This window comes from Streptococcus sp. KR (assembly GCF_002238115.1).
Taxonomy (GTDB): domain Bacteria; phylum Bacillota; class Bacilli; order Lactobacillales; family Streptococcaceae; genus Streptococcus.
The window spans coordinates 1-25,983 of the sequence record NZ_NGVM01000005.1 but is presented as its reverse complement, the minus strand read 5'-3'; the positions used below and the strand labels follow the sequence as shown (position 1 = coordinate 25,983).

Below are 25,983 nucleotides of genomic sequence, written 5' to 3'. Positions count from 1 at the left end.
AAAGTGGTGTTCTTTTGGCAATTAACGCACAAGAAATCAGCGCTTTAATTAAGCAACAAATTGAAAATTTCAAACCCAATTTTGATGTGACTGAAACAGGTGTTGTAACCTATATCGGGGACGGTATCGCGCGTGCTCACGGCCTTGAAAATGCCATGAGTGGAGAGTTGTTGATTTTTGAAAACGGCTCTTATGGGATGGCTCAAAACTTGGAGTCAACAGACGTTGGTATTATCATCCTAGGTGACTTTACAGATATCCGTGAAGGCGATACAATCCGCCGTACAGGTAAAATCATGGAAGTCCCAGTAGGTGAAAGTCTGATTGGTCGTGTTGTGGATCCGCTTGGTCGTCCAGTTGACGGTCTTGGAGAAATCCACACTGATAAAACTCGTCCAGTAGAAGCACCAGCTCCTGGTGTTATGCAACGTAAGTCTGTATCAGAACCATTGCAAACTGGTTTGAAAGCTATTGACGCCCTTGTACCGATTGGTCGTGGTCAACGTGAGTTGATTATCGGTGACCGTCAGACAGGGAAAACAACAATTGCGATTGATACAATCTTGAACCAAAAGGGTCAAGATATGATCTGTATCTACGTAGCGATTGGACAGAAAGAATCAACAGTTCGTACGCAAGTAGAAACACTTCGTCAGTACGGTGCCTTGGACTACACAATCGTTGTGACAGCCTCTGCTTCACAACCATCTCCATTGCTCTTCCTAGCTCCTTATGCTGGGGTTGCCATGGCAGAGGAATTTATGTACCAAGGGAAGCATGTTTTGATCGTTTATGATGATCTTTCAAAACAAGCGGTAGCTTATCGTGAACTGTCTCTTTTGCTTCGTCGTCCTCCAGGTCGTGAAGCCTTCCCAGGGGATGTTTTCTACCTTCACAGCCGTTTGCTTGAGCGCTCAGCTAAAGTTTCTGATGAACTTGGTGGTGGATCTATTACAGCCCTACCGTTTATCGAGACACAAGCAGGAGATATCTCTGCATATATCGCAACCAACGTGATTTCAATCACTGATGGACAAATCTTCCTTGGTGATGGTCTCTTCAATGCGGGTATTCGTCCAGCCATTGACGCGGGTTCATCTGTATCTCGTGTAGGTGGTTCTGCACAAATTAAAGCCATGAAAAAGGTTGCTGGTACACTTCGTATCGACCTTGCTTCATACCGTGAGTTGGAAGCCTTCACTAAGTTTGGTTCTGACTTGGACGCAGCAACACAGGCTAAGTTGAACCGTGGACGTCGTACAGTTGAAGTCTTGAAACAACCTGTTCACAAACCATTACCTGTTGAGAAACAAGTAACCATTCTCTATGCTTTGACACATGGTTTCTTGGATACTGTTCCAGTAGATGAAATTGTTCGTTTTGAGGAAGAGTTCCATGCCTTCTTTGATGCTCAACATCCAGAGATTTTGGAAACCATTCGTGATACAAAAGACTTGCCAGACGAAGCAGTCTTGGATGATGCGATTACAGAGTTTCTCAATCAAACCAGCTTCCAATAAGAATAGAGGTGTCAGATGGCAGTATCTCTAAATGATATTAAAACAAAAATCGCCTCAACAAAAAATACGAGTCAAATCACTAATGCCATGCAGATGGTATCAGCTGCTAAGCTAGGTCGTTCTGAAGAAGCTGCTCGCAACTTCCAAGTTTATGCTCAGAAAGTTCGTAAACTTTTGACGGATATTCTTCATGGTAATGGAGCCGGCAGTTCAACCAATCCGATGTTGATTAGTCGTCCAGTTAAGAAGACAGGTTATATCGTCATTACTTCAGACCGCGGTTTGGTTGGAGGTTATAATTCCTCTATTCTGAAAGCCATTATGGAGCTGAAAGAAGAATACCATCCAGATGGTAAAGGTTTTGAAATGATTTGTATTGGTGGAATGGGAGCTGATTTCTTTAAGGCTCGTGGTATTCAACCACTTTATGAATTACGTGGCTTGGCAGACCAACCTAGCTTTGATGAAGTCCGTAAGATTATTTCAAAAACAGTTGAAATGTATCAAAATGAACTTTTTGATGAACTCTATGTCTGCTATAACCACCATGTCAATACGCTAACCAGTCAAATGCGTGTAGAACAAATGCTTCCAATTGTTGACTTGGATCCAAATGAAGCAGATGACAGTTACAGCTTGACCTTTGAATTGGAAACTAGCCGAGAAGAAATTTTGGAGCAGTTGTTGCCTCAGTTTGCAGAAAGTATGATTTACGGGGCTATTATCGATGCTAAGACAGCTGAAAATGCTGCAGGTATGACAGCCATGCAAACAGCGACAGATAATGCTAAGAAAGTCATTAATGATTTGACAATTCAGTATAACCGTGCCAGACAGGCGGCGATTACACAAGAAATTACAGAAATCGTAGCAGGAGCTAGTGCCTTAGAATAGGCACTAGTCCAGCTCGTATGAAAATGAACTTAGGACCTAGTTAAGCTAGGGACCGACAGTATCTTATATAGAATAGGAGAAGGAGATGAGTTCAGGTAAAATTGCTCAGGTTATCGGTCCCGTTGTAGACGTCTTGTTTGCAGCAGGGGAAAAACTTCCTGAGATTAACAATGCACTTGTCGTCTACAAAAATGACGAAAGAAAAACAAAAATCGTCCTTGAAGTAGCCTTGGAGTTGGGAGATGGTATGGTTCGTACTATCGCCATGGAATCAACAGATGGTTTGACTCGTGGAATGGAAGTATTGGACACAGGTCGTCCAATCTCTGTACCAGTAGGTAAAGAAACTTTGGGACGTGTCTTCAACGTTTTGGGAGATACCATTGACTTGGAAGCTCCTTTTACAGAAGATGCAGAGCGTCAGCCAATTCATAAAAAAGCTCCAACTTTTGATGAGTTGTCTACCTCTTCTGAAATCCTTGAAACAGGGATTAAGGTTATCGACCTTCTTGCCCCTTACCTTAAAGGTGGTAAAGTTGGACTTTTCGGTGGTGCCGGAGTTGGTAAAACCGTCTTAATCCAAGAATTGATTCACAACATTGCCCAAGAACACGGTGGTATTTCAGTATTTACCGGTGTTGGGGAACGTACTCGTGAAGGGAACGACCTTTACTGGGAAATGAAAGAATCAGGCGTAATTGAGAAAACAGCCATGGTATTTGGTCAGATGAATGAGCCACCAGGAGCACGTATGCGTGTTGCCCTTACTGGTTTGACAATCGCCGAATACTTCCGTGATGTAGAAGGCCAAGACGTGCTTCTCTTTATTGACAATATCTTCCGTTTCACTCAGGCTGGTTCAGAAGTATCTGCCCTTTTAGGTCGTATGCCATCAGCCGTTGGTTACCAACCAACACTTGCTACGGAAATGGGTCAATTACAAGAGCGTATCACATCAACTAAGAAGGGTTCTGTAACCTCTATCCAAGCTATCTATGTGCCTGCGGATGACTATACTGACCCAGCGCCAGCAACAGCTTTCGCTCACTTGGATTCAACAACAAACTTGGAACGTAAGTTGGTACAGTTGGGTATCTACCCAGCCGTTGACCCACTTGCTTCAAGCTCACGTGCCTTGGCACCTGAAATCGTTGGAGAAGAGCACTATGCAGTTGCTGCTGAGGTAAAACGAGTCCTTCAACGTTACCATGAGTTGCAAGATATCATTGCTATCCTTGGTATGGATGAGCTTTCTGATGAAGAAAAGACCTTGGTGGCTCGTGCACGTCGTATCCAGTTCTTCTTGTCACAAAACTTTAACGTTGCTGAACAATTTACTGGTCAGCCAGGTTCTTATGTCCCAGTTGCTGAAACTGTTCGTGGCTTTAAGGAAATCCTTGATGGTAAACATGACCACTTGCCAGAAGATGCCTTCCGTGGTGTAGGTTCTATCGAAGATGTGATTGCAAAAGCTGAAAAAATGGGATTTTAAGAGGTGATCTATGGCTCAGTTAACTGTCCAGATCGTGACACCAGATGGTCTCGTCTATGATCACCATGCCAGCTTTGTATCAGTTCGAACTCTGGATGGTGAGATGGGAATCTTGCCACGACATGAAAATATGATTGCAGTTTTAGCAGTTGATGAGGTTAAGGTTAAACGTGTAGATGATGAAAATCACGTGAACTGGATTGCAGTGAACGGGGGCGTTATCGAAGTTGCCAATGGCGTTGTCACAATTGTTGCTGACTCTGCAGAACGTGCTCGTGATATCGACGTTAGTCGTGCAGAACGTGCCAAACTTCGAGCAGAGCGTGAAATTGAAGAAGCACACGACAAACACTTGATTGACCAAGAACGTCGTGCGAAGATTGCACTGCAACGTGCCATTAACCGTATTAATGTCGGAAATAGACTATAAGAAAAAAATGAACTTGAGTTACCAAGTTCATTTTTTATGTTTTCTTAGGGAGCAAAACTGATGCAAAATTAGAATTGTCTAGAGATATAAAAGATAATTAAAAGATTGCATAGTTCAATTTGCGTAGCAGAAATCATACAAATAAAATTGATTATAGTAAAATAGAATTAGAATTATTAAGAAAGTTGGTTCTTTATTGGAAACGATAGTATTTTCAATCTCTGTTTTTCTAGCAGGGATCTTGTCCTTCTTTTCCCCTTGCATTTTCCCTCTGTTACCTGTCTATACTGGTATCTTATTGGATGATCAGGATAGTGCAAAAAGTTTTTCATTATTTGGGAAAAAAGTTGCCTGGTCAGGTTTGATTCGAACACTTTGCTTTATTGCAGGTATCTCTCTCATTTTCTTTATCTTAGGATTTGGTGCTGGTTACTTTGGTAATATTCTCTATGCAAATTGGTTTCGATATGTCATGGGAACAATTATTATCATTTTGGGCCTTCACCAGATGGAAATTTTTCATTTTAAGAAATTAGAGGTTCAAAAAAGCTTTACCTTTAAAAAATCAGATTCTAATCGTTATTGGTCAGCTTTTTTACTTGGTATTACCTTTAGCTTTGGTTGGACGCCTTGTATTGGGCCGGTTTTAAGTTCTGTCTTAGCACTTGCGGCTTCTGGAGGTAATGGCGCTTGGCAAGGAGCTATCTATACTCTTATTTACACTCTGGGAATGGCCATTCCTTTCTTGGTCTTGGCTCTAGCTTCAGGCGTAGTGATGCCTTATTTTAGTAAACTCAAGCGCCATATGATGCTACTGAAGAAAATTGGTGGTTTCCTCATTATTTTAATGGGAATTTTGTTACTATTAGGACAAGTAAATGTTCTAGCTGGTATTTTTGAATAAAGGAGAAAAAGATGAAAAAAGTAATGTTTGCTGGCTTAAGCCTCTTGTCACTAGTTGTATTGATGGCCTGTGGCGAGGAAGAGACTAAAAAGACTCAAGCACCGGAACAATCCCCAAAACAACAGCAACAAACGCCTGTACAACAAATTGCTGTTGGAAAAGATGCTCCAGACTTCACCTTGCAATCTATGGATGGTAAAGAAGTTAAGTTATCTGATTATAAGGGGAAAAAAGTCTACTTGAAGTTTTGGGCTTCATGGTGTGGTCCATGTAAGAAAAGTATGCCTGAGTTGATGGAATTAGCAGCGAAACCAGATCGTGATTTTGAAATTCTTAGTGTCATTGCACCAGGAATTCAAGGTGAAAAAACTGTCGAGCAATTTCCACAATGGTTCCAAGATCAAGGATATAAAGATATCCCAGTACTTTATGACACAAAAGGAACCACCTTCCAAGCTTATCAAATTCGAAGCATTCCTACAGAATACCTGATTGATAGTCAAGGAAAGATTGGAAAGATTCAATTTGGTGTCATCAGCAACGAGGATGCAGAAGCAGCCTTTAAAGAAATGAACTAGAATCAAGATTTTAAAATAGTATTTATACAATCAATCCCCTAGATTTTAGATAGTATTAATCTAAGATTTAGGGGATTTTTGCTATCAATAAATTAAGTTTAAAAAAGAAGGGAGTTCTGTATTATACAGATTCCCCTTCTTTTTCTTTAAACATAATATTTATTTTTTAGCTTTAAGAAGTTTATTATATCATAGCTTCTCGTTGATAAAGCGGATAAACTGATTCCACCAAACTTTTAAGAAGAAGGCTTTTTCTACTTTCTTTTCTGCTACCATTTCAAAACTAGGACGTTCTGTGGTGATGTAACCTTGACCAATCAAGTCTGAGTCTTCATAAGTCAAATGTCCAACCACTGTTCCGGCTTCAAGTGGTGCTGGGATTGCTTTAGAATCAGGCGTGAATTGAATAGACTTGGAAGATTGACCTCCAACACGTTCAATTAGAGAAATATCATCTTTGGCAACAGCAGTGACTGTATTTTCTTTCCCATCTTGTACAGGGACTTTGCTATCTTGATAGGCATCACCTTTCTGAACGATTTTGCGAAGTGTGAATGTAGAAGAGATATAATCCATTAGTGAAGATGTAGCTGTGAAGCGAGCGTAAGGATTATTGTCTTGATGATCCGCATTCAAAACAACTGTGATAACCCTCATGCCTTTTTCGACAGTAGTACCAACAAAAGACTCTCCAGCCTTATCTGTGGTCCCTGTTTTTAATCCATCAAAACCACCGCGATAAGCAGGCATACCCTCTAACATGTAATTGGTAGAAGTGATTGTCATTCCAGCAAAAGTAGAAGAAGGTTTTTTCGTGATTTCTAAGACTTGTGGGTATTTTTTGATGAGGTTGCGAGCAACGATAGCGACATCATAAGCACTGAGCTTATTTTCCTCATCTTTTTTAGAGCCTGGGTAAATGTTATCACCTAGACTCTCATTGTTAAGCCCCGTCGTATTGACAACAGTTGCATCCGAAATTCCCCATTCCAAGAGTTTTTCCCGCATCATATCGACGAAATCTTTTTCTGAGCCAGCAATTTTCTCAGCTAGCGCAATAGCCGCACTGTTGGCGCTAGATACCAGGGTTGCCTCAAGTAGTTGTTCGACAGTATAATTACGAGCTTCCATAGGAACGTTACTCGCTTCAGAATTTGTCGTTAATTTGTAAGGATAATCAGAAATATCTACCGGAGTTGATAGTGTAATACTGCCGTTTTCCAAGGCTTCATAGACAAGATAAACAGTAATTAACTTTGTGATTGAAGCAATTTCAACTGGCTGGGTTGCATCTTTCTCATAGAGAATTTTACCAGTATTCGCCTCAACAGCAATTGCATGTTTAGCAGCAATATTAAAATCTTGGGCAGCAACAGTAGATGCTGAGCCAATAACGGAAAGGCTTAAAAGAGTTAAAATTATTTTTTTCATAGTAAGTTTATTCTATCATAAAGAAAAAAATATTCCCAGTTTCATGATAGAAGAAAGAAGCTTTTTTGAAAGTGTGGTAAAATAGATGAATGGAGGTACTTCATGTTTCGTAAGAATAAATTATTTTTTTGGACCAGTGAGATTTTACTATTAACCATCATCTTCTATTTATGGAGACAGATGGGAGCGATTATTACACCTTTTGTAAGCGTTGCAAACACTATAATGATTCCCTTTCTTTTAGGTGGTTTTTTATATTATTTGACCAATCCTATTGTAAATTTTTTACAAAAGTATTTCAAAATTAACCGTATCATTGGTATTTTACTAACCTTGTGTACCTTGGTCTGGGGGCTAGTTATTGGGGTAGTTTATCTTTTACCGATTTTGATTAATCAGTTGACCAGTTTGATAGCAACAAGTCAGACAATTTATAGTCGTTTGCAAGATTTGATTGTGGATTTATCTACTTATCCAGCCTTTCAAAATTTAGATATTCAAGCGACAATTCAACAATTAAATCTATCCTATGTAGATATTCTACAAAATATCTTAAATAGTGTGACGAATAGTGTTGGAAGTGTCTTATCTGCGCTCTTTAGTACCGTTTTGATTATTATCATGACCCCTGTGTTCTTAATTTATTTTTTGTTAGACGGTAACAAGTTCTTGCCGATGCTTGAACGTACTGTTTTAAAGAGAGATAAGCTACATATTGCAGGCCTATTAAAGAATTTGAATGCGACAATTGCTCGCTATATTAGTGGAGTTGCAATTGATGCGATTATTATTGGGTGTTTGGCCTTTATTGGATATAGTATTATTGGTTTAAAATATGCATTGGTCTTCGCCATCTTTTCAGGATTAGCCAATCTCATTCCTTATGTAGGACCAAGTATTGGCTTGATTCCAATGATTATCGCTAATGTCTTTACTGATCCTCATAGAATGCTGATTGCAGTTGTTTATATGCTGATTATTCAACAAGTAGATGGAAATATCCTCTACCCTCGAATCGTTGGTGGGGTAATGAAGGTTCATCCAATTACGATTTTAGTATTGCTTTTGTTATCAAGTAATATCTATGGTGTCATTGGCATGATTGTCGCAGTACCAACCTATTCTATCTTGAAAGAAATTTCTAAGTTTTTATCACGTTTGTATGAAAATCATAAAATAATGAAAGAACGAGAAAGAGAATTAGCTAAGTAAAAGTCAGGAAATTCCTGATTTTTCTTTTTATTTAGGCAAGTGATAGGAGTGGAAGTGCCGTTTAGATTAGTAGATTAAGAATAATTCACAAAAACTTTGTAAAACACTTGCAATTTAGCTGAAATTTGATAAAATAGTAAGGAAAGTTAGACTGTATTGCCTACTGTCTATCTATAAAATATATTTTATTGGAGGCTTTTACTCAAATGGCAAAAGAAAAATACGATCGTAGTAAACCACACGTTAACATTGGTACTATCGGACACGTTGACCACGGTAAAACTACCCTAACTGCAGCTATCACAACTGTTTTGGCACGTCGCTTGCCTTCATCAGTTAACCAACCTAAAGACTATGCGTCTATCGATGCTGCTCCAGAAGAACGCGAACGCGGTATCACAATCAACACTGCGCACGTTGAGTACGAAACTGAAAAACGTCACTACGCTCACATCGACGCTCCAGGACACGCGGACTACGTTAAAAACATGATCACTGGTGCCGCTCAAATGGACGGAGCTATCCTTGTAGTAGCTTCAACTGACGGACCAATGCCACAAACTCGTGAGCACATCCTTCTTTCACGTCAGGTTGGTGTTAAACACCTTATCGTCTTCATGAACAAAGTTGACTTGGTTGACGACGAAGAATTGCTTGAATTGGTTGAAATGGAAATCCGTGACCTATTGTCAGAATACGACTTCCCAGGTGACGATCTTCCAGTTATCCAAGGTTCAGCTCTTAAAGCCCTTGAAGGTGACACTAAATACGAAGACATCGTTATGGAATTGATGAACACAGTTGATGAGTACATCCCAGAACCAGAACGTGACACTGACAAACCATTGCTTCTTCCAGTCGAAGACGTATTCTCAATCACTGGACGTGGTACAGTTGCTTCAGGACGTATCGACCGTGGTATCGTTAAAGTCAACGACGAAATCGAAATCGTTGGTATCAAAGAAGAAACTCAAAAAGCAGTTGTTACTGGTGTTGAAATGTTCCGTAAACAACTTGACGAAGGTCTTGCCGGAGATAACGTAGGTGTCCTTCTTCGTGGTGTTCAACGTGACGAAATCGAACGTGGACAAGTTATCGCTAAACCAGGTTCAATCAACCCACACACTAAATTCAAAGGTGAAGTTTACATCCTTACTAAAGAAGAAGGTGGACGTCACACTCCATTCTTCAACAACTACCGTCCACAATTCTACTTCCGTACTACTGACGTTACAGGTTCAATCGAACTTCCAGCAGGTACTGAAATGGTAATGCCTGGTGATAACGTGACAATCGACGTTGAGTTGATCCACCCAATCGCCGTAGAACAAGGTACTACATTCTCTATCCGTGAGGGTGGACGTACTGTTGGTTCAGGTATGGTTACAGAAATCGAAGCTTAATTCGATTTAGTTCCCAGAAGAACAATTATTTAAGTCAGACACTAAAAGAATCTTGCTTTGCAAGGTTCTTTTTCATTATGTCACTATTAGTCCGTCTAGCTCCGTTAGGTGTGAGACAAATAAATGATGGCTGTGAAATATTTTTACTTTTCATGGAAAAATTGTTTTGAGAAAGATTCCATCTTTTTTTGGGGGAGTAATTTGTAGATATAAAAAAGACAAACACTAAAATGATGTTTGTCTTTGGTGTGTAGCTCCGTTAGTTGGTCAGTTATAATTATATTAATTAGCAAAACTGATGCAGACCGCTTCTGGGACATGGAAGTCATTAGAAAGTTCTGCTAGACGACCAGTTTCAGGATTGCGTTTAAAGACGGTTGCATTGTCAGAGTCCTGATGGACAGCAATGACAAATTCTTGATCCGGTGTCAAATCAAAATCACGTGGAGTCTGACCATGAGTCGGAACGATTTCTAACAACTCTAAACTACCGTCCGCAAGGATTGTATATACTGCGATAGAATCATGACCACGGTTAGAAGCGTAGAGGTATTTACCGTCTTTAGAGAGACGAATAGCAGCAGTACCATTAAAGCCTTCATAACCGTCTGGTAGAGTTGAAATGACTTGCATGCGTTCAAATTCGCCAACACCATCGTAGATTAGAACCTCGATAGTGCTATTAAGTTCACAAATGAGATAAGCAATTTTATAATGGTTATGGAAAATAATATGGCGTGAGCCTGCTCCTGGCTGGCTGTGATAGGTATAGAGTTTAGATAATTTTCCTTCTTGATCAAGATCATAAGTGATGACTTGGTCAGTTCCCAAGTCGCAACGCAAGTCACTAGATAGTGGTCAGGTGTTAAATCTGTATAGTGAACATGTGGAGAAGCTTGATTTTCATGTGGACCTTGGCCACTGTGTTGATCCACATCACTAAGTAGAAGACGACCATCTTCCTGACGTTTATAAACAAGGACCTGTCCCTTGTGGTAGTTTGCTGCGTACACCAAATCACGCTTTTCATCAACGGCAACATAACAGTGGGGAGCTCCTTCTTCCACGACATGATTTAATAAGGTTCCATCAGTTTGATAGGCTGCAATCCCCCCCTTATCGTCTTGACTACCAACAGTGTATAAATGTTGGTGTTGGTCAAAGGCAAGGTAGGTCGGACTTGGCTCAGCTGCAAAAAGTTCTAGATTTGAAAGTTGACCAGTTTCTGTATCGAAGTCTGCCTTGTAAATCCCTTGGGAAGTCCGACGTGTATAAGTTCCAAAATAAACAGTTTCTTTCATAACTTTACCTCTTTATAAAGATAAGTCTATTATATCACAAAATGAATTTATAATATGCTATGCGGTGCAATTGAGTAGTATGTAAGCACTTTAAAAAACAGTTATTTTGATTTAAAAATGGTATAATGAGAGAACAATAGAAAGGAAGTATTTATGGATCAAAAAGAGAAACATTTTAGCCTATCTTGGTTTTTCAAGTGGTTTTTGGATAACAAGGCAATTACGGTATTCTTAGTAACTTTGTTATTGGGACTGAATCTTTTTATTTTAAGTAAGATTAGTTTTCTATTTTCACCTGTTTTAGACTTTTTGGCAGTCGTGATGTTGCCAGTCATTCTATCTGGTTTACTATACTATTTACTGAATCCCATTGTTGATTGGTTGGAGAAGCATAAGATTAATCGTGTCATCGCAATCAGTATTGTCTTTGTGATCATCGCTCTCTTTATCATTTGGGGCTTGGCAGTGGCCATTCCAAATCTGCAACGTCAAGTTTTAACCTTTGCAAGAAATGTACCAATCTATCTCGAAGATGCTGATCGAGTTATTAATGATTTGGTCACCAAGCGTTTACCAGATGATTTCAGACCTCAGTTAGAGCAAGTTTTAACAAACTTCTCTAGTCAGGCTACAGTTTGGGCAAGTAAGGTTTCATCTCAGGCAGTCAATTGGGTGAGTGCATTTATTAGCGGGGCATCTCAAGTGATTGTTGCCTTGATTATCGTTCCTTTCATGCTCTTTTACCTTTTGCGTGATGGGAAAGGCTTGCGTAACTATTTAACCCAATTCATGCCAACGAAATTGAAAGAACCAGTAGGACAAGTTTTATCAGATGTGAATCAACAGTTGTCCAACTATGTTAGAGGGCAAGTAACAGTGGCTATTATTGTAGCAGTAATGTTTATCATTTTCTTCAAAATCATTGGTCTACGCTATGCAGTTACGTTGGGGGTTACTGCTGGTATTTTAAATCTGGTTCCTTATTTGGGTAGCTTCTTAGCCATGCTTCCTGCCCTAGTATTGGGCTTGATTGCTGGGCCAGTTATGCTTTTAAAAGTAGTGATTGTCTTTATCGTAGAACAAACTATTGAAGGCCGTTTTGTCTCTCCATTGATTTTGGGAAGTCAATTAAACATCCATCCCATTAATGTTCTCTTTGTTTTGTTGACTTCAGGATCCATGTTTGGTATCTGGGGAGTTTTACTCGGTATTCCGGTTTATGCTTCTGCTAAAGTTGTCATTTCAGCCATTTTTGAATGGTATAAGGTAGTCAGTGGCCTATATGAACTAGAGGGAGAGGAAATCAAGAGTGAACAATAGTCAACAGATGTTACAGGCTTTGGAAGAGCAAGATTTAACCAAGGCTGATCACTATTTCGTCAAAGCTTTAGAAAATGATCCAAGTGACCTTCTGTATGAGTTAGCTACCTATCTTGAAGGGATTGGTTTTTATCCTCAGGCAAAGGAAATTTACCTGAAAATCATAGAGGATTTTCCAGAGGTTAATCTCAATCTGGCAGCTATTGCTAGCGAGGATGGTCAAATTGAAGAAGCCTTTGCTTATCTTGAGGAAATCCAAGCTGACAGTGACTGGTATGTTTCAGCTTTGGCACTTAAAGCAGACCTTTACCAGCTGGAAGGTTTGACAGATGTAGCGCGTGAGAAATTGTTAGAAGCATTGACTTACTCAGAGGATCCTCTCTTGATATTGGGATTAGCAGAGTTGGATAGTGAGTTGGAAAATTACCAAGAAGCTATTCAAGGTTATGCCCAGTTAGATAATCGTACTATTTATGAGCAAACAGGCATTTCTACCTATCAACGGATTGGCTTTGCCTATGCCCAGTTAGGGAAATTTGAAACAGCTACAGAGTTTTTAGAAAAAGCCCTGGAGTTAGAATACGATGACCTAACAGCTTTTGAGTTGGCCAGTCTTTACTTTGATAGAGAAGAATACCAAAAAGCTGTCCTCTACTTTAAGCAACTTGATACCATTTCACCTGATTTTGAAGGATATGAGTATGGTTACAGTCAGGCCTTACATAAGGAACATCAAGTTCAAGAAGCCCTGCGTATCACTAAGCAAGGCTTAGAGAAAAATCCCTTTGAAACTCGCCTCTTGCTGGCTGCTTCACAATTCTCTTATGAATTGCATGATGTCAGTGGTGCAGAAAACTACCTCCTTACTGCAAAAGAAGACGCTGAGGATACGGAAGAAATCTTACTCCGCCTAGCCACTATTTATCTAGAACAGGAACGTTATGAGGACATTCTAGACTTGCAAAATGATGAGCCAGAGAATCTTTTGACCAAGTGGATGATTGCTCGTTCCTATCAAGAAATGGACGATTTGGATACTGCCTACGAGCATTATCAAGAGTTGGCAGGAGATTTAAAGGACAATCCAGAGTTTCTGGAACACTATATCTATCTCTTGCGTGAATTGGGTTATTTTGAAGAAGCAAAAGTCAATGCTCAAACTTACTTAAAACTAGTTCCAGATGATGTGCAAATGCAAGAATTGTATGAGAGATTGCAGGAATAAAATGTTTTAAATCTATATCTTATCATTTTTCATAGTATCATCTACAGGTTATTTTATCTATTGTATGGTGAGAGTATATTTGAGTTGTTGTGTTTGTATTCGAATTTACAATACAATACATAAGAAGTGAGATAAGTAATATTTTTAAAAGTACAATCTTAGATTTTATAACAATAAAAAGAAAAGTTCTCATTTTATAAGAAACTCAGACTGAAAACAAAGCCCTTAGATTAAAAGTTTCTAAGGGCATTTTTTCTAAAGTCGTATAATAGATGTCAGAAAAGTTGTGAGATGTTTCCTATGTTTCATAAAGAAAATCCAGACAATAACCGCAATCAGGTTGTCTTTTACACGCTAGATGAACTCGTTCCGCAAGAACATTTTCTTAGTCAGATTGGACAAGTTATTGATTTTCCTTCATCTATGACTGAATCGTATCCAATAACCGCAAATATACTCACAAAGTTTTGATAATCAAGCTAAGTTTATGTGGAAGTTAAGATTGACTTAGATCGGAAAAACCACGGAAAACAGGGCGGGAAATTTTTTTGCATTGAAAAGTATTTTGTAGAGGTTTCAAATTTTTTAAGGATAGGATATCTGGAGAAATAAAAAAGACAAACACTAGAATAATGTTTGTCTTCGGTATGGAGTTCTCATTTAATGAGAACCTAGTTACAATTAGTTTTTAGAAGCTTCTTGGAATTCTGGGTTTTTCCATGCTTCGTCAATGATAGCTTGTAATTCTTTAGCAGATGCTTGCATTTTTTGAGTTTCTGCGTCGTTCAATGGGATATTTACTGGACGAACAATACCATGTGCACCAACAACAGCTGGTTGACCGATAAAGACGTTTTTAACTCCGTATTGACCTTCTTGGAATACTGAAAGTGGAAGTACTGCGTTTTCATCGTCAAGGATTGCTTTAGTAATACGAGCAAGAGCTACTGCGATACCGTAGTATGTCGCACCTTTTTTGTTGATGATTGTGTAAGCTGCGTCACGAACACCTTCGAACAATTCAATCAATTCAGCTTCTTGAACATTTTGAGTGTCTTTAAGGAATTCTTCAAGGTTTACACCAGCGATGTTAGCGTGTGACCAAACAGCGAACTCAGAGTCACCGTGTTCACCCATGATGTAGGCGTGCACTGAACGAGCATCAACATCCAATTTTTCAGCAAGTGCTTGACGGAAACGAGCTGAGTCAAGTGAAGTTCCTGAACCGATAACGCGTTCTTTAGGGAAACCAGAGAATTTCCATGTTGAGTAAGTCAAGACGTCAACTGGGTTAGCAGCAACAAGGAAGATACCTTTGAAACCTGATTCAACAACTTGAGTTACGATTGATTTGTTGATAGCAAGGTTTTTACCTACAAGGTCAAGACGAGTTTCACCTGGTTTTTGAGGCGCACCTGCAGTGATTACAACAAGGTCAGCGTCTGCACAGTCAGAGTATTGAGCTGCATAGATTTTTTTAGGTGAAGTGAAAGCAAGGGCGTGACTAAGGTCAAGCGCGTCACCAACAGCTTTTTCATGCAATTGTGGAATTTCGATAATTCCAAGCTCTTGTGCAATTCCTTGGTTAACAAGTGCAAAAGCGTAAGAAGAACCTACAGCACCATCACCGACAAGGATAACTTTTTTGTGTTGTTTAGTTGAAGTCATTATTCTAAACATCTCCTTAATTTTATTCAGGGATTTCCCCAGTTATTTCAATTCTATCACTTTTAAAAAGCTTTGTCACGGATATGCTTTGCAGTTCTTGATGTAAACGTTTTAGTGGTTTTAGATACCTGAAATATGGCGGACATTATGGTATAATATATTTTATACTAATAGTGAAATGAGGCATTTATTAATGCAGGATAAAAATTTAGTGAATGTCAATCTGACAAAGGAGATGAAGACGAGCTTTATCGACTACGCCATGAGTGTTATCGTAGCGCGGGCCCTTCCTGATGTTCGAGATGGCTTGAAACCTGTTCACCGTCGGATTCTCTACGGAATGAATGAATTGGGTGTTACTCCAGATAAACCTCATAAAAAATCTGCTCGTATTACAGGGGATGTTATGGGTAAATATCACCCACACGGGGATTCCTCTATCTATGAAGCCATGGTCCGTATGGCTCAATGGTGGAGTTACCGTTACATGCTTGTAGATGGTCATGGGAACTTTGGTTCCATGGATGGTGATGGTGCTGCCGCCCAGCGTTATACTGAGGCACGTATGAGCAAGATTGCTCTGGAGATGCTTCGTGATATCAACAAAAATACAGTTGATTTCGTTGATAACTATGATGCCAATGAACGTGAACCTTTAGTCCTTCCAGCTCGTTTTCCAAATCTTTTAGTTAATGGAGCTACTGGTATCGCTGTCGGTATGGCGACCAATATTCCACCTCATAACTTGGGTGAAACTATTGATGCTGTGAAGTTGGTCATGGACAATCCTGAAGTGACCACTAAGGATTTGATGGAAGTCTTGCCTGGGCCAGATTTTCCAACTGGTGCCCTGGTTATGGGGAAATCAGGCATTCATAAGGCTTACGAAACTGGTAAAGGTTCTATTGTTCTTCGTTCTCGTACTGAAATTGAAGAAACTAAGACTGGCCGTGAGCGCATCGTTGTAACAGAATTTCCTTATATGGTTAATAAAACCAAGGTGCATGAGCATATTGTTCGTTTGGTTCAGGAAAAACGCATTGAGGGCATCACAGCAGTACGTGATGAGTCAAACCGTGAAGGTGTTCGATTTGTTATCGAAGTCAAGCGCGATGCCTCAGCCAATGTCATCCTTAATAATCTCTTCAAGATGACCCAGATGCAAACCAACTTTGGTTTCAATATGCTTGCTATCCAAAATGGGGTGCCGAAGATTTTGTCTCTTCGTCAGATTTTGGATGCTTATATCGAACACCAAAAAGAAGTGGTTGTTCGTCGTACTCGTTTTGATAAGGAAAAAGCAGAAGCGCGTGCTCATATTTTAGAAGGTCTCTTGATTGCGCTAGACCACATCGACGAAGTGATTCGTATCATCCGTGCTAGTGAAACGGATGCGGAAGCACAAGCTGAGTTGATGAGTAAATTCAAGTTATCTGAACGTCAAAGTCAAGCCATTCTTGATATGCGTCTTCGTCGTTTGACAGGTTTGGAACGTGATAAGATTCAGTCTGAGTATGATGATCTCTTGGCTCTGATTGCCGATTTAGCAGATATTCTTGCTAAGCCGGAACGTGTTTCACAGATCATCAAAGATGAATTAGACGAAGTTAAACGTAAGTTTGGTGACCAACGTCGTACTGAATTGATGGTCGGTGAGGTCTTAAGCCTTGAAGATGAGGATCTAATTGAAGAATCGGATGTTTTGATCACTCTTTCTAACAAAGGTTACATCAAACGTCTAGACCAAGCTGAGTTTACTGCTCAAAAACGTGGGGGTCGTGGTGTTCAAGGTACAGGTGTTAAGGATGACGATTTTGTTCGTGAGTTAGTGTCAACCAGCACCCATGATCACCTACTTTTCTTTACAAATAAAGGACGTGTTTATCGTCTTAAAGGTTATGAAATTCCTGAATATGGCCGTACAGCTAAGGGATTACCGATTGTCAATCTTTTAAAACTGGATGAAGGCGAAAGTATTCAGACTATCATCAATGTTGAATCTGAACGTAGTGATGATGCTTACCTCTTCTTCACAACCCGTCATGGTATTGTGAAGAGAACCAGTGTTAAGGAATTTGCTAACATTCGTCAAAATGGACTTAAAGCACTGAATCTGAAAGATGAAGATGAGTTGATTAATGTCTTGTTGACAGAAGAAGATACGGATATTATCATTGGTACCAAGTTTGGTTATGCAGTTCGCTTTAATCAATCAGCCGTTCGGGGAATGAGTCGTATCGCTACGGGTGTGAAAGGTGTTAATCTCCGTGAGGGGGACACAGTAGTTGGTGCTAGTGTAATCACAGATCAGGACGAGGTTCTTATCATCACTGAAAAAGGATATGGTAAGCGCACAGTTGCGACTGAATATCCAACAAAAGGTCGTGGTGGTAAAGGGATGCAAACTGCTAAAATTACTGAAAAGAATGGTTCCCTTGCTGGTCTTATGACAGTTAAAGGTGATGAAGATTTGATGATTATCACTGATACTGGTGTCATGATTCGAACCAATGTTGCTAATATTTCACAAACAGGTCGCTCAACTATGGGAGTTAAGGTGATGCGCCTGGATCAAGATGCCAAAATTGTAACCTTTACAACAGTGGCAGCCGCAGAGAAAGAAGAAGTTGGGACAGAAAACGAAACAGAAGGTGAAGCATAATGTCTCATAAAAAGAATAATAAGAAAATCAAACGAAAAAATCTGCTGACAAATATCTTGGCTGTATTCCTCATACTGATCTCTATTGCTTTGATTTTTAATGCAAAGATTCGTGATGCATTTATTGCTTGGAATAGTAATAAATACCAAGTTAGTCAAGTATCAAAAGAAAAAATAGAAGAAAATCAGGACACAGAGGGAAATTTTGATTTTGATTCAGTGAAAGCCATTTCCTCTGAAGCTGTTTTAGCCTCTCAATGGGATAATCAAAAATTACCTGTTATTGGAGGAATTGCAATACCTGAGCTTGAAATTAATTTACCTATCTTTAAGGGGATTGCAAATGTTAATCTTTTATATGGTGCGGGTACCATGAAGCGTGACCAAGAAATGGGTAAAGGGAATTATTCATTAGCTAGCCATCATATTTTCACAGGTGATAATGCTAGTCAGATGCTTTTTTCTCCACTAGATCGTGCGAAAAAAGGGATGAAAATTCACTTGACAGATAAGAATAAAGTGTATACCTATGAAATTAGTGAAGTGAAACGAGTTACACCAGATAGAGTAGATGAAATTGATGACCGAACTGGTGTTGATGAAATTACTTTAGTAACTTGTGAGGATGCAGCAGCTACTGAGCGGATCATTGTAAAGGGTGATTTGAAAGAAACAAAAGATTATTCACAAACATCTGACGAAATTTTGACAGCCTTCAATCAACCATATAAACAATTTTATTAGTTCTAAAAGAATCAGTGAAGATTAAGTTTCATTGATTCTTTTAATATTTTCGTAAAATAAACTTTTATGAAATACAGAAAACGTTTCCTTAATTCTAAAGTTTGTGATATAATTATCACAAATAAAAGTTTTAGGAGTTTATTATGGTTTCTTCAGAATTTATCTCAAAGATTGAATTTGCTTGCAAGAAGAAAGAAAGTCTTTATAGTCAAAGCAAATTTAAGTATGCGATTCGTTCGATGTTCGCAGGTGCATTTTTAACCTTCAGTACAGCTGCAGGTGCAGTTGGAGCTGACTTGATTAATAAAATTGCACCGGGTAGTGGACGCTTCCTATTCCCATTTGTCTTTGCTTGGGGATTGGCCTACATTGTTTTCTTGAATGCCGAGTTGGTAACATCAAACATGATGTTCTTAACTGCTGGTAGTTTCTTGAAAAAAATCTCTTGGAGAAAAACAGCTGAGATTTTACTTTACTGTACCTTGTTCAACCTTATCGGGGCCTTGATAGCAGGTTGGGGCTTTGCTCATTCGGCAGCCTATGCACATCTAACTCACGATAGCTTCATCTCAGGTGTTGTTGAGATGAAGTTAGGCCGTTCAAATGAATTAATCTTGCTTGAGGCGATTTTGGCAAATATTTTCGTTAATATTGCGATTCTTTCATTTGTTTTGGTCAAAGATGGTGGTGCTAAACTATGGCTCGTTTTATCAGCGATTTACATGTTTGTATTCTTAACAAACGAGCACATCGCTGCGAACTTTGCTTCTTTCGCGATTGTAAAATTCAGTGTTGCTGCGGATTCAATTGCTAACTTCGGTGTTGGAAATATGCTTCGTCACTGGGGTGTAACCTTCATTGGAAACTTTATCGGAGGAGGCCTCTTGATGGGTCTTCCATATGCCTTCCTCAATAAAAATGAAGATACTTACGTAGATTAAGAAAATGAGCACGATTAAGTCGTGCTTTTTCGTTTTTAAAATAGGGTAATAGCTATTTCTTATATCAAAATATAGAAAACTGATATTTGTAAACTATACCTTAAGGTGCTACAATATCCTTAATCAAACTATTTGGAGGTCGCCTTATGACTCGTGATTTTAAATTTGAAACTTTGCAACTACATGCTGGTCAAGTTGTGGATCCAGCTACCAAGTCTCGTGCAGTGCCGATTTATCAAACAACATCCTTTGTTTTTGATGACACGCAGGAAGGTGCCGATTTGTTTGCCTTGAGAAAACCAGGGAACATTTATACTCGTATCACAAACCCTACAACAGCTGCCTTCGAAGAAAGAATTGCTGCTCTTGAAGGTGGTGTTGGAGCTCTTGCAACCGCATCAGGTATGGCCGCAGTGACTTATACGATTTTGGCGCTTGCCCATGCTGGTGATCATGTAGTAGCGGCATCAACTATTTACGGCGGGACTTTCAACCTCTTGAAAGAAACCCTTCCTCGTTATGGTATCACAACAACCTTTGTGGATGTGGATAATTTAGAGGAAGTGGAAGCAGCGATCAAAGACAATACCAAGCTTGTATTGATTGAAACCTTGGGCAATCCCTTGATTAACATTCCTGACTTGGAAAAATTGGCTGAGATTGCTCATAAACATCAGATTCCACTAGTTTCGGACAATACTTTTGCTACACCTTATTTGATTAATGTCTTTTCTCACGGTGTAGATATTGCCATTCACTCTGCGACTAAGTTTATCGGTGGACATGGTACAACTATTGGAGGAGTGATCGTTGATAGTGGTCGTTTTGACTGGGCAGCTTCAGGAAAATTCCCTCAATTTGTTGAGGAAGACCCAAGCTATCACAACTTGAGCTATACTCGTGATGTGGGGGCAGCAGCCTTTATTATCGCTGTCCGTGTTCAATTGCTTCGTGATACAGGTGCAGCCTTGTCACCATTCAATGCCTTTCTCTTGCTCCATGGACTTGAAACCCTGTCACTTCGAGTGGAACGCCATGTACAAAATGCAGAGAAAATTGTTGATTTCCTTGTTAACCATCCTAAGGTAGAAAAGGTCAATTATCCAAAACTTGCAGATAGTCCTTACCATGCCTTGGCTGAGAAATATTTACCAAAAGGTGTGGGTTCCATCTTTACCTTCCATGTCAAAGGTGGGGAGGCCGAAGCCCGCGAGGTAATTGATCATTTAGAAATCTTTTCTGACCTAGCAAATGTGGCAGATGCCAAATCGCTTGTTGTCCATCCAGCAACAACCACTCATGGTCAATTGTCAGAAAAGGACCTAGAAGCAGCAGGTGTTACACCAAACCAAATCCGCTTGTCAATCGGTCTTGAAAATGTTGATGATTTGATCGAAGATTTGCGCTTGGCCTTGGAAAAAATTTAAAGTAAAAAAAGATAAACGGTGGGTTTCGACTCGCTGTTTTTGATTTTCCTTCAGGCATGATATAATGGTTACAGAAGTCTAGAAAGAGGAACGATATGAACGAAATCAAATGCCCCAACTGTGGGGAAGTCTTTACAGTAAATGAAAGTCAGTATGTTGAACTTTTGTCTCAAGTGAGAACGGCAGAGTTTGATAAGGAATTGCACGATCGGATGAAGCAGGAACTGGCCTTGGCAGAGCAAAAGGCCATGAATGAACAACAGTCTAAACTAGCTCAAAAAGACCAAGAAATTGCTCAATTGCAGAGTCAAATCCAAAACTTTGATACAGAAAAAGAATTGGCCAAGAAAGAGGTTGAACAGACAAGCAATCAGGCCTTATTGGCTAAGGATAAGGAAGTACAGTCCTTGGAAAACCAATTGGCGACCTTACGTTTAGAGCATGAAAATCAACTACAGAAGACCCTCTCCGACCTAGAAAAAGAACGAGACCAGGTTAAAAATCAGCTTCTCTTGCAAGAAAAAGAAAACGAGCTTTCTCTTGCTTCTGTTAAGCAAAACTATGAAGCACAGCTCAAAGCAGCCAGTGAACAGGTCGAGTTTTATAAGAATTTCAAGGCACAGCAGTCTACAAAAGCTATCGGGGAAAGTCTGGAACACTATGCAGAGAGTGAGTTTAACAAGGTCCGTAGTTTTGCCTTTCCAAATGCTTACTTTGAAAAGGATAACAAGGTTTCTGCGCGTGGGTCTAAGGGGGACTTTATCTTCCGTGAATGTGATGAAAATGGGGTCGAAATCATTTCCATCATGTTTGAGATGAAAAATGAAGCTGATGGAACAGAGAAGAAGCACAAGAATGCAGATTTTTACAAGGAATTGGACAAGGACCGTCGTGAAAAGAACTGTGAATATGCGGTTTTGGTGACTATGCTTGAGGCCGATAATGACTACTTTAACACAGGGATTGTTGACGTTAGTCACGAGTATGAAAAGATGTATGTGGTTCGCCCTCAGTTCTTTATCCAGTTGATTGGGCTTTTGAGAAATGCTGCGCTTAATTCTCTCAAATATAAGCAGGAGTTGGCCTTGGTTCGGGAACAAAATATTGACATTACGCATTTTGAGGAAGATTTGGACGCCTTTAAACTAGCTTTTGCCAAGAACTACAACTCTGCTTCGACCAACTTTGGCAAAGCTATTGATGAAATCGACAAGGCCATCAAACGCATGGAAGAGGTTAAGAAGTTCCTAACCACATCAGAAAACCAACTCCGTCTAGCTAACAACAAATTGGAAGATGTTTCTGTTAAAAAATTGACCCGGAAAAATCCAACTATGAAAGCGAAGTTTGAAGCGCTGCAGGGGGAGTAGTATTACCTTAGAAACAGGAGTTCCTATGAAAAAAACTTTGAAATTTTCGGATATCTATATTGCATATTTACCACTAGTTGTGTTTCTTCTTAATCTCCTATATGGTCTTTTAAATATTGAAGGGGTAGGTGACTCAGACTCAAGATATAGTTTATTATTTGGTGTTTTTGGCCTTGTTCCAACAGTCTTAGGCTACGGAATTAGCTTTTTAGCCAATCTTATTGTAGGTATAACTTATGTGATAAAGGCAAAAAATCGAACGAAATGTCTGATTGCATTCCTATTGATTGGCAATATTTTTTTAGCAATTTTTCTGATGTTTGTGCTAAGATTTAAAATGATCGTTTCCTTTGACTTTATAAAAGATATTGACCTTTGGAGTTTCATTTTTTCATTATTTTTATTTCCGTATTTAGATTGGATTTATCAAAAGGTTGAGTACAATCAAAAAGTGAGTAGATTTGTAGTCATTATAGTATTAGCGGGAACTCTTTCTCCATTTCTAGGCAGTGAAATTCAAACTTACTTGAGAAATAATGCCAAAGTACAACAATTACAAGAGTTTTATCATTCTAGGGATTTGAACTACGAATTAATACTTAAGTCTTCATACTATGATAGTAATATTTCCGATGTAGGTGTCTTTGATGTTTTCGATAAGGGAGTTACCATAAAAGTGGGTGCTAAGTACACGCGTCAAAAATTGAAATATGTTACTTTCATTGATCAAGACTACGGCCTAAAGGAATTTATAAAAAATGCTGTTTCAAGTGATGAAGCTCAAATAGTTCTAAAAGATTTTAGGTCAGTAGTAGAAGATGCTATTAAAAAGAAAGGTTATGATTTATCTGTATTTGATGCTGAAGATCAACCATTAGCTAGCCCAGGTTTTCAAATATCACGTTCATTTAGAGTCACTTCTTTTATTAAAGAAAAAGCAGTTCAAAATCAAAACTCATCTAGTCCAGAAAAACAAGCATTTGGAGGATATGCAGCAATTTCTCTTAAAGACTATATGAAAGAGGGAGCCCTTCGTTTATGTTTAACACTTAGTGAACGTGACAAATTGAAGTTAGATGACATTGATTTTTCAGGACTCTCCGATGGACACTACATGATCAATAATGAATATTTTATAGTGAACAACGGAATGTATACAATAGTTGAAGATGAAGGTGATTTTGAAAATTTTTTACAGAGAGAATCTAGTAAACAATTTTATTTGGAGGATTTTTATAAAATTGAAAAGCTTAATTAAATTATTAGCAAATAAAGATGTAAAATTTCTTTATAATATTTGTATTCGATTATCTACATATTTATTAGTTGTTGCAGTTTATATAGCAATTTTGGGTTTGTTTTTATTGTTTAAACAGAATATTATTGCAGTACGTTATCTGTTATTTTTGTCGGTATTATTTATAGTTATTGGCATCTTTTTAAATTTATTGACATGGAAAGTTCTTCTATATTGGAAGGTGGTTTTGATTGATTTTAAGAAATATCAATTTTTCTTTGAATACAATGTTAGTCATTCCAATAAGTTTAATAAGAAATTTAATGAAGTAAGTTTTGAATTAATCACAGGAGAATTATCTTACCTCAGAGGAGATTTTTTATTATCACTTAGTCAATATTCAAATATCAATCTTTCTAATATTTCTAAAAAAAATAGAAAAATATTTGAATTGAAGAAATTATATTATAATTTTCTATCTTCTATCCATATTCAAGATGAGCAAAATATTGCTTTCTTTGAGGAACAATTGTCCAAGGCGCCAGATTCGAAAGATGGTAAGGCTAAACTCGTTGCTAAAGCTCAAGCCATAAAAGATATTGTGTTCAATAAAGAAGCGAACGACTACTTCGACACCACTGAACCTGAAAATAAGCTAGCTCGAATCATATTTTCTTATTATGGCGCTCTTAATGCTCAGCTAAAAGGAGATGAAGCTCGTGCTCGTAGTTTGTTTGAAAGTATCGTCCATGAAAATCCAGAACTCTTTTGTGTACAGGAAGCGAAGAAATATTTAGGAAGTAATAATGTTTCCTAGTACCTTTCGTTTAAATTAAGTAAAAGAGAGTAACCAGGTCCAACAAGACTACGCAACAGTTAAAACGACTAATGAGACGGGGGTAAGAACGGTGGATCATCTCACCCAAATTTCAAATACAACTGGTGAGGTAGTTGGTAGTGCTTTTAATTGGGTTGTAGAGCATCCAGTTGAAACGATTGGACTTACTATTGCAACAGTTGGGACAATTCTTGCTTTTTCTACTGGGGTTGGTGAGGCAGCAACTGCTGTAGCTGCATTATTTGTAGGAATTACTGCGTTATTTAATAACTAGTTATGGAGTGTTATATGAAAAGAGCTATAGAAATTATTAGAACATGGTCAGCTGATAAAATAGAATTAATTTTTCTTAAAATTATATTTAAATATTTGCTGTATTTTTTAGTGTTTTCAACAGTAATTGCTTATGTCTATATTTTTAACCATTCATCGACCACTTACACAAAGGTATTAACAATATTTCTTGTCCTTCTTATATTGTTTATTCTTCTATCTAAACTATTACTTGATAAAGTTTTAATTGATATTTTATCTCAAGATATCAATTTAGCAAAGTATCAGGATATAGTTGCTAGAGCTGATGCAAATTCTTTAAATAGAAATGTTCAGATTCTTCCAAAATATTTGGCAAATGCAAGAGTATCCTTTTATAGAGGACACTTCCAAGATAGTTTAGAATTGCTGAATAAAATAAAAAATAGTAATCTAAAAAAATCTAAAAATCTGTACTATGTTTTTCATATCAAGTATTATAGTATCCTAAACTTGGTTCATTTGAATGATTGTATGGAATTGCAAGAATTGATGGTAGAAATTGAAGGTCTAACAAGTAACTTTCAATCAAAAATTTTTAAATATCAGGAAGAAATTTTGAGTTTAAAGGCTATTGTTGATATCTATTGCAATAAAAAATCAAACGACTACTTTGACATTACTGAGCCAGAAAGTAAGCTAGCTCGAATCATGTTTTCTTATTACGGCGCTCTCAATGCCCAGCTAAAAGGAGATGAGGCTCGTGCACGTAGTTTGTTTGAAAGTATCGCCTATGAAAATCCAGAACTCTTTTATGTTCAGGAAGCGAAGAAATATTTAGAATCAGTGAAATGAGAGTAATATATGAGATTAGTAAAAAAAATAGTTGGTTCGGCGACAGAAAACACTCTTTTACAACTTGATAGGGTTATTCTAATTTGCTCAATTATTGGACTTGTTTTGGATGTGATGGCAGTATGCTTAGTATTTCAAAGCAATTTGGAAATATTGGGATTCATATTATTAGTTATTGTCTTTTTAGTTCTCGGCTTTGTATTTTATTTAAGATTTGTATCTAGAAAAGTTATTGTTCTAGTGTTACACGATTCTATTGATCTTAAGCTATATGAAGACA

At 38.4% G+C, this 25,983-nt stretch carries 21 protein-coding genes and 2 pseudogenes; 20 read left to right on the top strand and 3 right to left on the bottom strand.

Going from position 1 to position 25,983, the window contains the following annotated elements; genetic code table 11:
* The first annotated feature begins 14 nt into the window (after positions 1-14).
* The 6 genes from atpA to sdbB all read left to right on the top strand — a co-directional run bounded on the left by atpA (position 15) and on the right by sdbB (position 5,818).
* Positions 15-1,520 (top strand): F0F1 ATP synthase subunit alpha, encoded by a 1,506-nt coding sequence (gene atpA, locus CBI42_RS02690; protein WP_049493456.1) that lies wholly within the window; start codon positions 15-17, stop codon positions 1,518-1,520.
* Between the two features lie 15 nt (positions 1,521-1,535).
* The gene (locus tag CBI42_RS02685; protein WP_070479292.1) at positions 1,536-2,414 is read left to right on the top strand and encodes a F0F1 ATP synthase subunit gamma; all 879 of its coding nucleotides are present in this window, start codon (positions 1,536-1,538) and stop codon (positions 2,412-2,414) included.
* 85 nt (positions 2,415-2,499) lie between these two features.
* Positions 2,500-3,906 (top strand): F0F1 ATP synthase subunit beta, encoded by a 1,407-nt coding sequence (gene atpD / locus CBI42_RS02680; RefSeq protein ID WP_000094357.1) that lies wholly within the window; start codon positions 2,500-2,502, stop codon positions 3,904-3,906.
* A gap of 10 nt (positions 3,907-3,916) precedes the next feature.
* Positions 3,917-4,336: a F0F1 ATP synthase subunit epsilon gene (locus CBI42_RS02675; protein WP_049493458.1), complete on the top strand. Its 420-nt coding sequence runs from the start codon at positions 3,917-3,919 to the stop codon at positions 4,334-4,336.
* A gap of 196 nt (positions 4,337-4,532) precedes the next feature.
* Positions 4,533-5,240, top strand: a complete 708-nt coding sequence (ccdA2, locus tag CBI42_RS02670; protein ID WP_042751026.1) for a thiol-disulfide oxidoreductase-associated membrane protein CcdA2 — start codon at positions 4,533-4,535, stop codon at positions 5,238-5,240.
* 11 nt (positions 5,241-5,251) lie between these two features.
* The gene (sdbB, locus tag CBI42_RS02665) at positions 5,252-5,818 is read left to right on the top strand and encodes a thiol-disulfide oxidoreductase-associated lipoprotein SdbB (RefSeq protein WP_049493461.1); all 567 of its coding nucleotides are present in this window, start codon (positions 5,252-5,254) and stop codon (positions 5,816-5,818) included.
* 189 nt (positions 5,819-6,007) lie between these two features.
* On the opposite strand, the gene pbp3 is transcribed toward sdbB, so the two are convergent.
* On the bottom strand, positions 6,008-7,249 hold the full coding sequence (gene pbp3, locus CBI42_RS02660; protein WP_094753195.1) for a D-alanyl-D-alanine carboxypeptidase PBP3: 1,242 nt from the start codon (positions 7,247-7,249) through the stop codon (positions 6,008-6,010).
* A gap of 102 nt (positions 7,250-7,351) precedes the next feature.
* Here pbp3 and CBI42_RS02655 point away from each other — a divergent pair, with 102 nt between their 5' ends.
* Both CBI42_RS02655 and tuf read left to right on the top strand, forming a co-directional pair.
* Entirely contained in the window at positions 7,352-8,461 is a 1,110-nt protein-coding gene (locus tag CBI42_RS02655) for an AI-2E family transporter (RefSeq protein ID WP_070479288.1), read from the top strand.
* Positions 8,462-8,667: 206 nt separating this feature from the next.
* Positions 8,668-9,864: an elongation factor Tu gene (gene tuf, locus CBI42_RS02650; RefSeq protein WP_001040726.1), complete on the top strand. Its 1,197-nt coding sequence runs from the start codon at positions 8,668-8,670 to the stop codon at positions 9,862-9,864.
* Positions 9,865-10,146: 282 nt separating this feature from the next.
* Here tuf and CBI42_RS02645 read toward each other — a convergent pair.
* Positions 10,147-11,165 (bottom strand): annotated as a pseudogene (locus tag CBI42_RS02645) (lactonase family protein).
* 153 nt (positions 11,166-11,318) lie between these two features.
* Here CBI42_RS02645 and CBI42_RS02640 point away from each other — a divergent pair.
* Positions 11,319-12,485 (top strand): AI-2E family transporter, encoded by a 1,167-nt coding sequence (locus tag CBI42_RS02640; RefSeq protein WP_094753194.1) that lies wholly within the window; start codon positions 11,319-11,321, stop codon positions 12,483-12,485.
* The gene (locus CBI42_RS02635) at positions 12,475-13,710 is read left to right on the top strand and encodes a tetratricopeptide repeat protein (protein WP_179211355.1); all 1,236 of its coding nucleotides are present in this window, start codon (positions 12,475-12,477) and stop codon (positions 13,708-13,710) included. Before CBI42_RS02640 ends, CBI42_RS02635 begins: the two co-directional genes overlap by 11 nt.
* 681 nt (positions 13,711-14,391) lie before the next feature.
* Here the strand turns inward: CBI42_RS02635 and CBI42_RS02630 are convergent.
* Positions 14,392-15,378, bottom strand: coding sequence for an L-lactate dehydrogenase (locus CBI42_RS02630; protein WP_023942623.1), 987 nt, complete (start codon positions 15,376-15,378; stop codon positions 14,392-14,394).
* Between the two features lie 193 nt (positions 15,379-15,571).
* Between CBI42_RS02630 and gyrA the strand changes: the two genes are divergently transcribed.
* The 10 genes and pseudogenes from gyrA to CBI42_RS13010 all read left to right on the top strand — a co-directional run.
* Positions 15,572-18,040, top strand: a complete 2,469-nt coding sequence (gene gyrA / locus CBI42_RS02625; protein WP_094753193.1) for a DNA gyrase subunit A — start codon at positions 15,572-15,574, stop codon at positions 18,038-18,040.
* Complete coding sequence (locus CBI42_RS02620; protein WP_033681684.1) at positions 18,040-18,783, top strand: class A sortase; 744 nt, start codon at positions 18,040-18,042, stop codon at positions 18,781-18,783. Before gyrA ends, CBI42_RS02620 begins: the two co-directional genes overlap by 1 nt.
* Positions 18,784-18,926: 143 nt before the next feature.
* Positions 18,927-19,724 (top strand): formate/nitrite transporter family protein, encoded by a 798-nt coding sequence (locus CBI42_RS02615; protein ID WP_000254773.1) that lies wholly within the window; start codon positions 18,927-18,929, stop codon positions 19,722-19,724.
* 146 nt (positions 19,725-19,870) lie between these two features.
* Complete coding sequence (locus tag CBI42_RS02610) at positions 19,871-21,151, top strand: O-acetylhomoserine aminocarboxypropyltransferase/cysteine synthase family protein (RefSeq protein WP_049493478.1); 1,281 nt, start codon at positions 19,871-19,873, stop codon at positions 21,149-21,151.
* A gap of 95 nt (positions 21,152-21,246) precedes the next feature.
* The gene (locus tag CBI42_RS02605) at positions 21,247-22,521 is read left to right on the top strand and encodes a DUF2130 domain-containing protein (RefSeq protein WP_049493480.1); all 1,275 of its coding nucleotides are present in this window, start codon (positions 21,247-21,249) and stop codon (positions 22,519-22,521) included.
* Positions 22,522-22,546: 25 nt separating this feature from the next.
* The gene (locus CBI42_RS02600; RefSeq protein WP_094753192.1) at positions 22,547-23,779 is read left to right on the top strand and encodes a glutamyl-tRNA amidotransferase; all 1,233 of its coding nucleotides are present in this window, start codon (positions 22,547-22,549) and stop codon (positions 23,777-23,779) included.
* A complete protein-coding gene (locus tag CBI42_RS02595; protein ID WP_049493482.1) occupies positions 23,763-24,575 on the top strand; it encodes a hypothetical protein in 813 nt (270 codons plus the stop codon). Before CBI42_RS02600 ends, CBI42_RS02595 begins: the two co-directional genes overlap by 17 nt.
* A gap of 91 nt (positions 24,576-24,666) precedes the next feature.
* Entirely contained in the window at positions 24,667-24,870 is a 204-nt protein-coding gene (locus CBI42_RS02590; protein ID WP_049493484.1) for a hypothetical protein, read from the top strand.
* A gap of 14 nt (positions 24,871-24,884) precedes the next feature.
* Positions 24,885-25,703, top strand: a complete 819-nt coding sequence (locus tag CBI42_RS02585; protein ID WP_256963623.1) for a hypothetical protein — start codon at positions 24,885-24,887, stop codon at positions 25,701-25,703.
* 9 nt (positions 25,704-25,712) lie between these two features.
* Positions 25,713-25,983 (top strand): annotated as a pseudogene (locus tag CBI42_RS13010) (hypothetical protein); the annotation flags it as partial.

Coding starts and splice junctions, on each gene's coding strand:
- sdbB (WP_049493461.1), top strand. CDS start 5,252: ATGAAAAAAGTAATGTTTGCTGGCTTAAGCCTCTTGTCACTAGTTGTA.
- CBI42_RS02600 (WP_094753192.1), top strand. CDS start 22,547: ATGAAAAAAACTTTGAAATTTTCGGATATCTATATTGCATATTTACCA.
- CBI42_RS02630 (WP_023942623.1), bottom strand. CDS start 15,378: ATGACTTCAACTAAACAACACAAAAAAGTTATCCTTGTCGGTGATGGT.
- gyrA (WP_094753193.1), top strand. CDS start 15,572: ATGCAGGATAAAAATTTAGTGAATGTCAATCTGACAAAGGAGATGAAG.
- CBI42_RS02610 (WP_049493478.1), top strand. CDS start 19,871: ATGACTCGTGATTTTAAATTTGAAACTTTGCAACTACATGCTGGTCAA.
- CBI42_RS02585 (WP_256963623.1), top strand. CDS start 24,885: ATGAAAAGAGCTATAGAAATTATTAGAACATGGTCAGCTGATAAAATA.
- CBI42_RS02640 (WP_094753194.1), top strand. CDS start 11,319: ATGGATCAAAAAGAGAAACATTTTAGCCTATCTTGGTTTTTCAAGTGG.
- CBI42_RS02675 (WP_049493458.1), top strand. CDS start 3,917: ATGGCTCAGTTAACTGTCCAGATCGTGACACCAGATGGTCTCGTCTAT.
- CBI42_RS02605 (WP_049493480.1), top strand. CDS start 21,247: ATGAACGAAATCAAATGCCCCAACTGTGGGGAAGTCTTTACAGTAAAT.
- CBI42_RS02615 (WP_000254773.1), top strand. CDS start 18,927: ATGGTTTCTTCAGAATTTATCTCAAAGATTGAATTTGCTTGCAAGAAG.
- CBI42_RS02620 (WP_033681684.1), top strand. CDS start 18,040: ATGTCTCATAAAAAGAATAATAAGAAAATCAAACGAAAAAATCTGCTG.
- pbp3 (WP_094753195.1), bottom strand. CDS start 7,249: ATGAAAAAAATAATTTTAACTCTTTTAAGCCTTTCCGTTATTGGCTCA.
- CBI42_RS02655 (WP_070479288.1), top strand. CDS start 7,352: ATGTTTCGTAAGAATAAATTATTTTTTTGGACCAGTGAGATTTTACTA.
- tuf (WP_001040726.1), top strand. CDS start 8,668: ATGGCAAAAGAAAAATACGATCGTAGTAAACCACACGTTAACATTGGT.
- CBI42_RS02685 (WP_070479292.1), top strand. CDS start 1,536: ATGGCAGTATCTCTAAATGATATTAAAACAAAAATCGCCTCAACAAAA.
- atpD (WP_000094357.1), top strand. CDS start 2,500: ATGAGTTCAGGTAAAATTGCTCAGGTTATCGGTCCCGTTGTAGACGTC.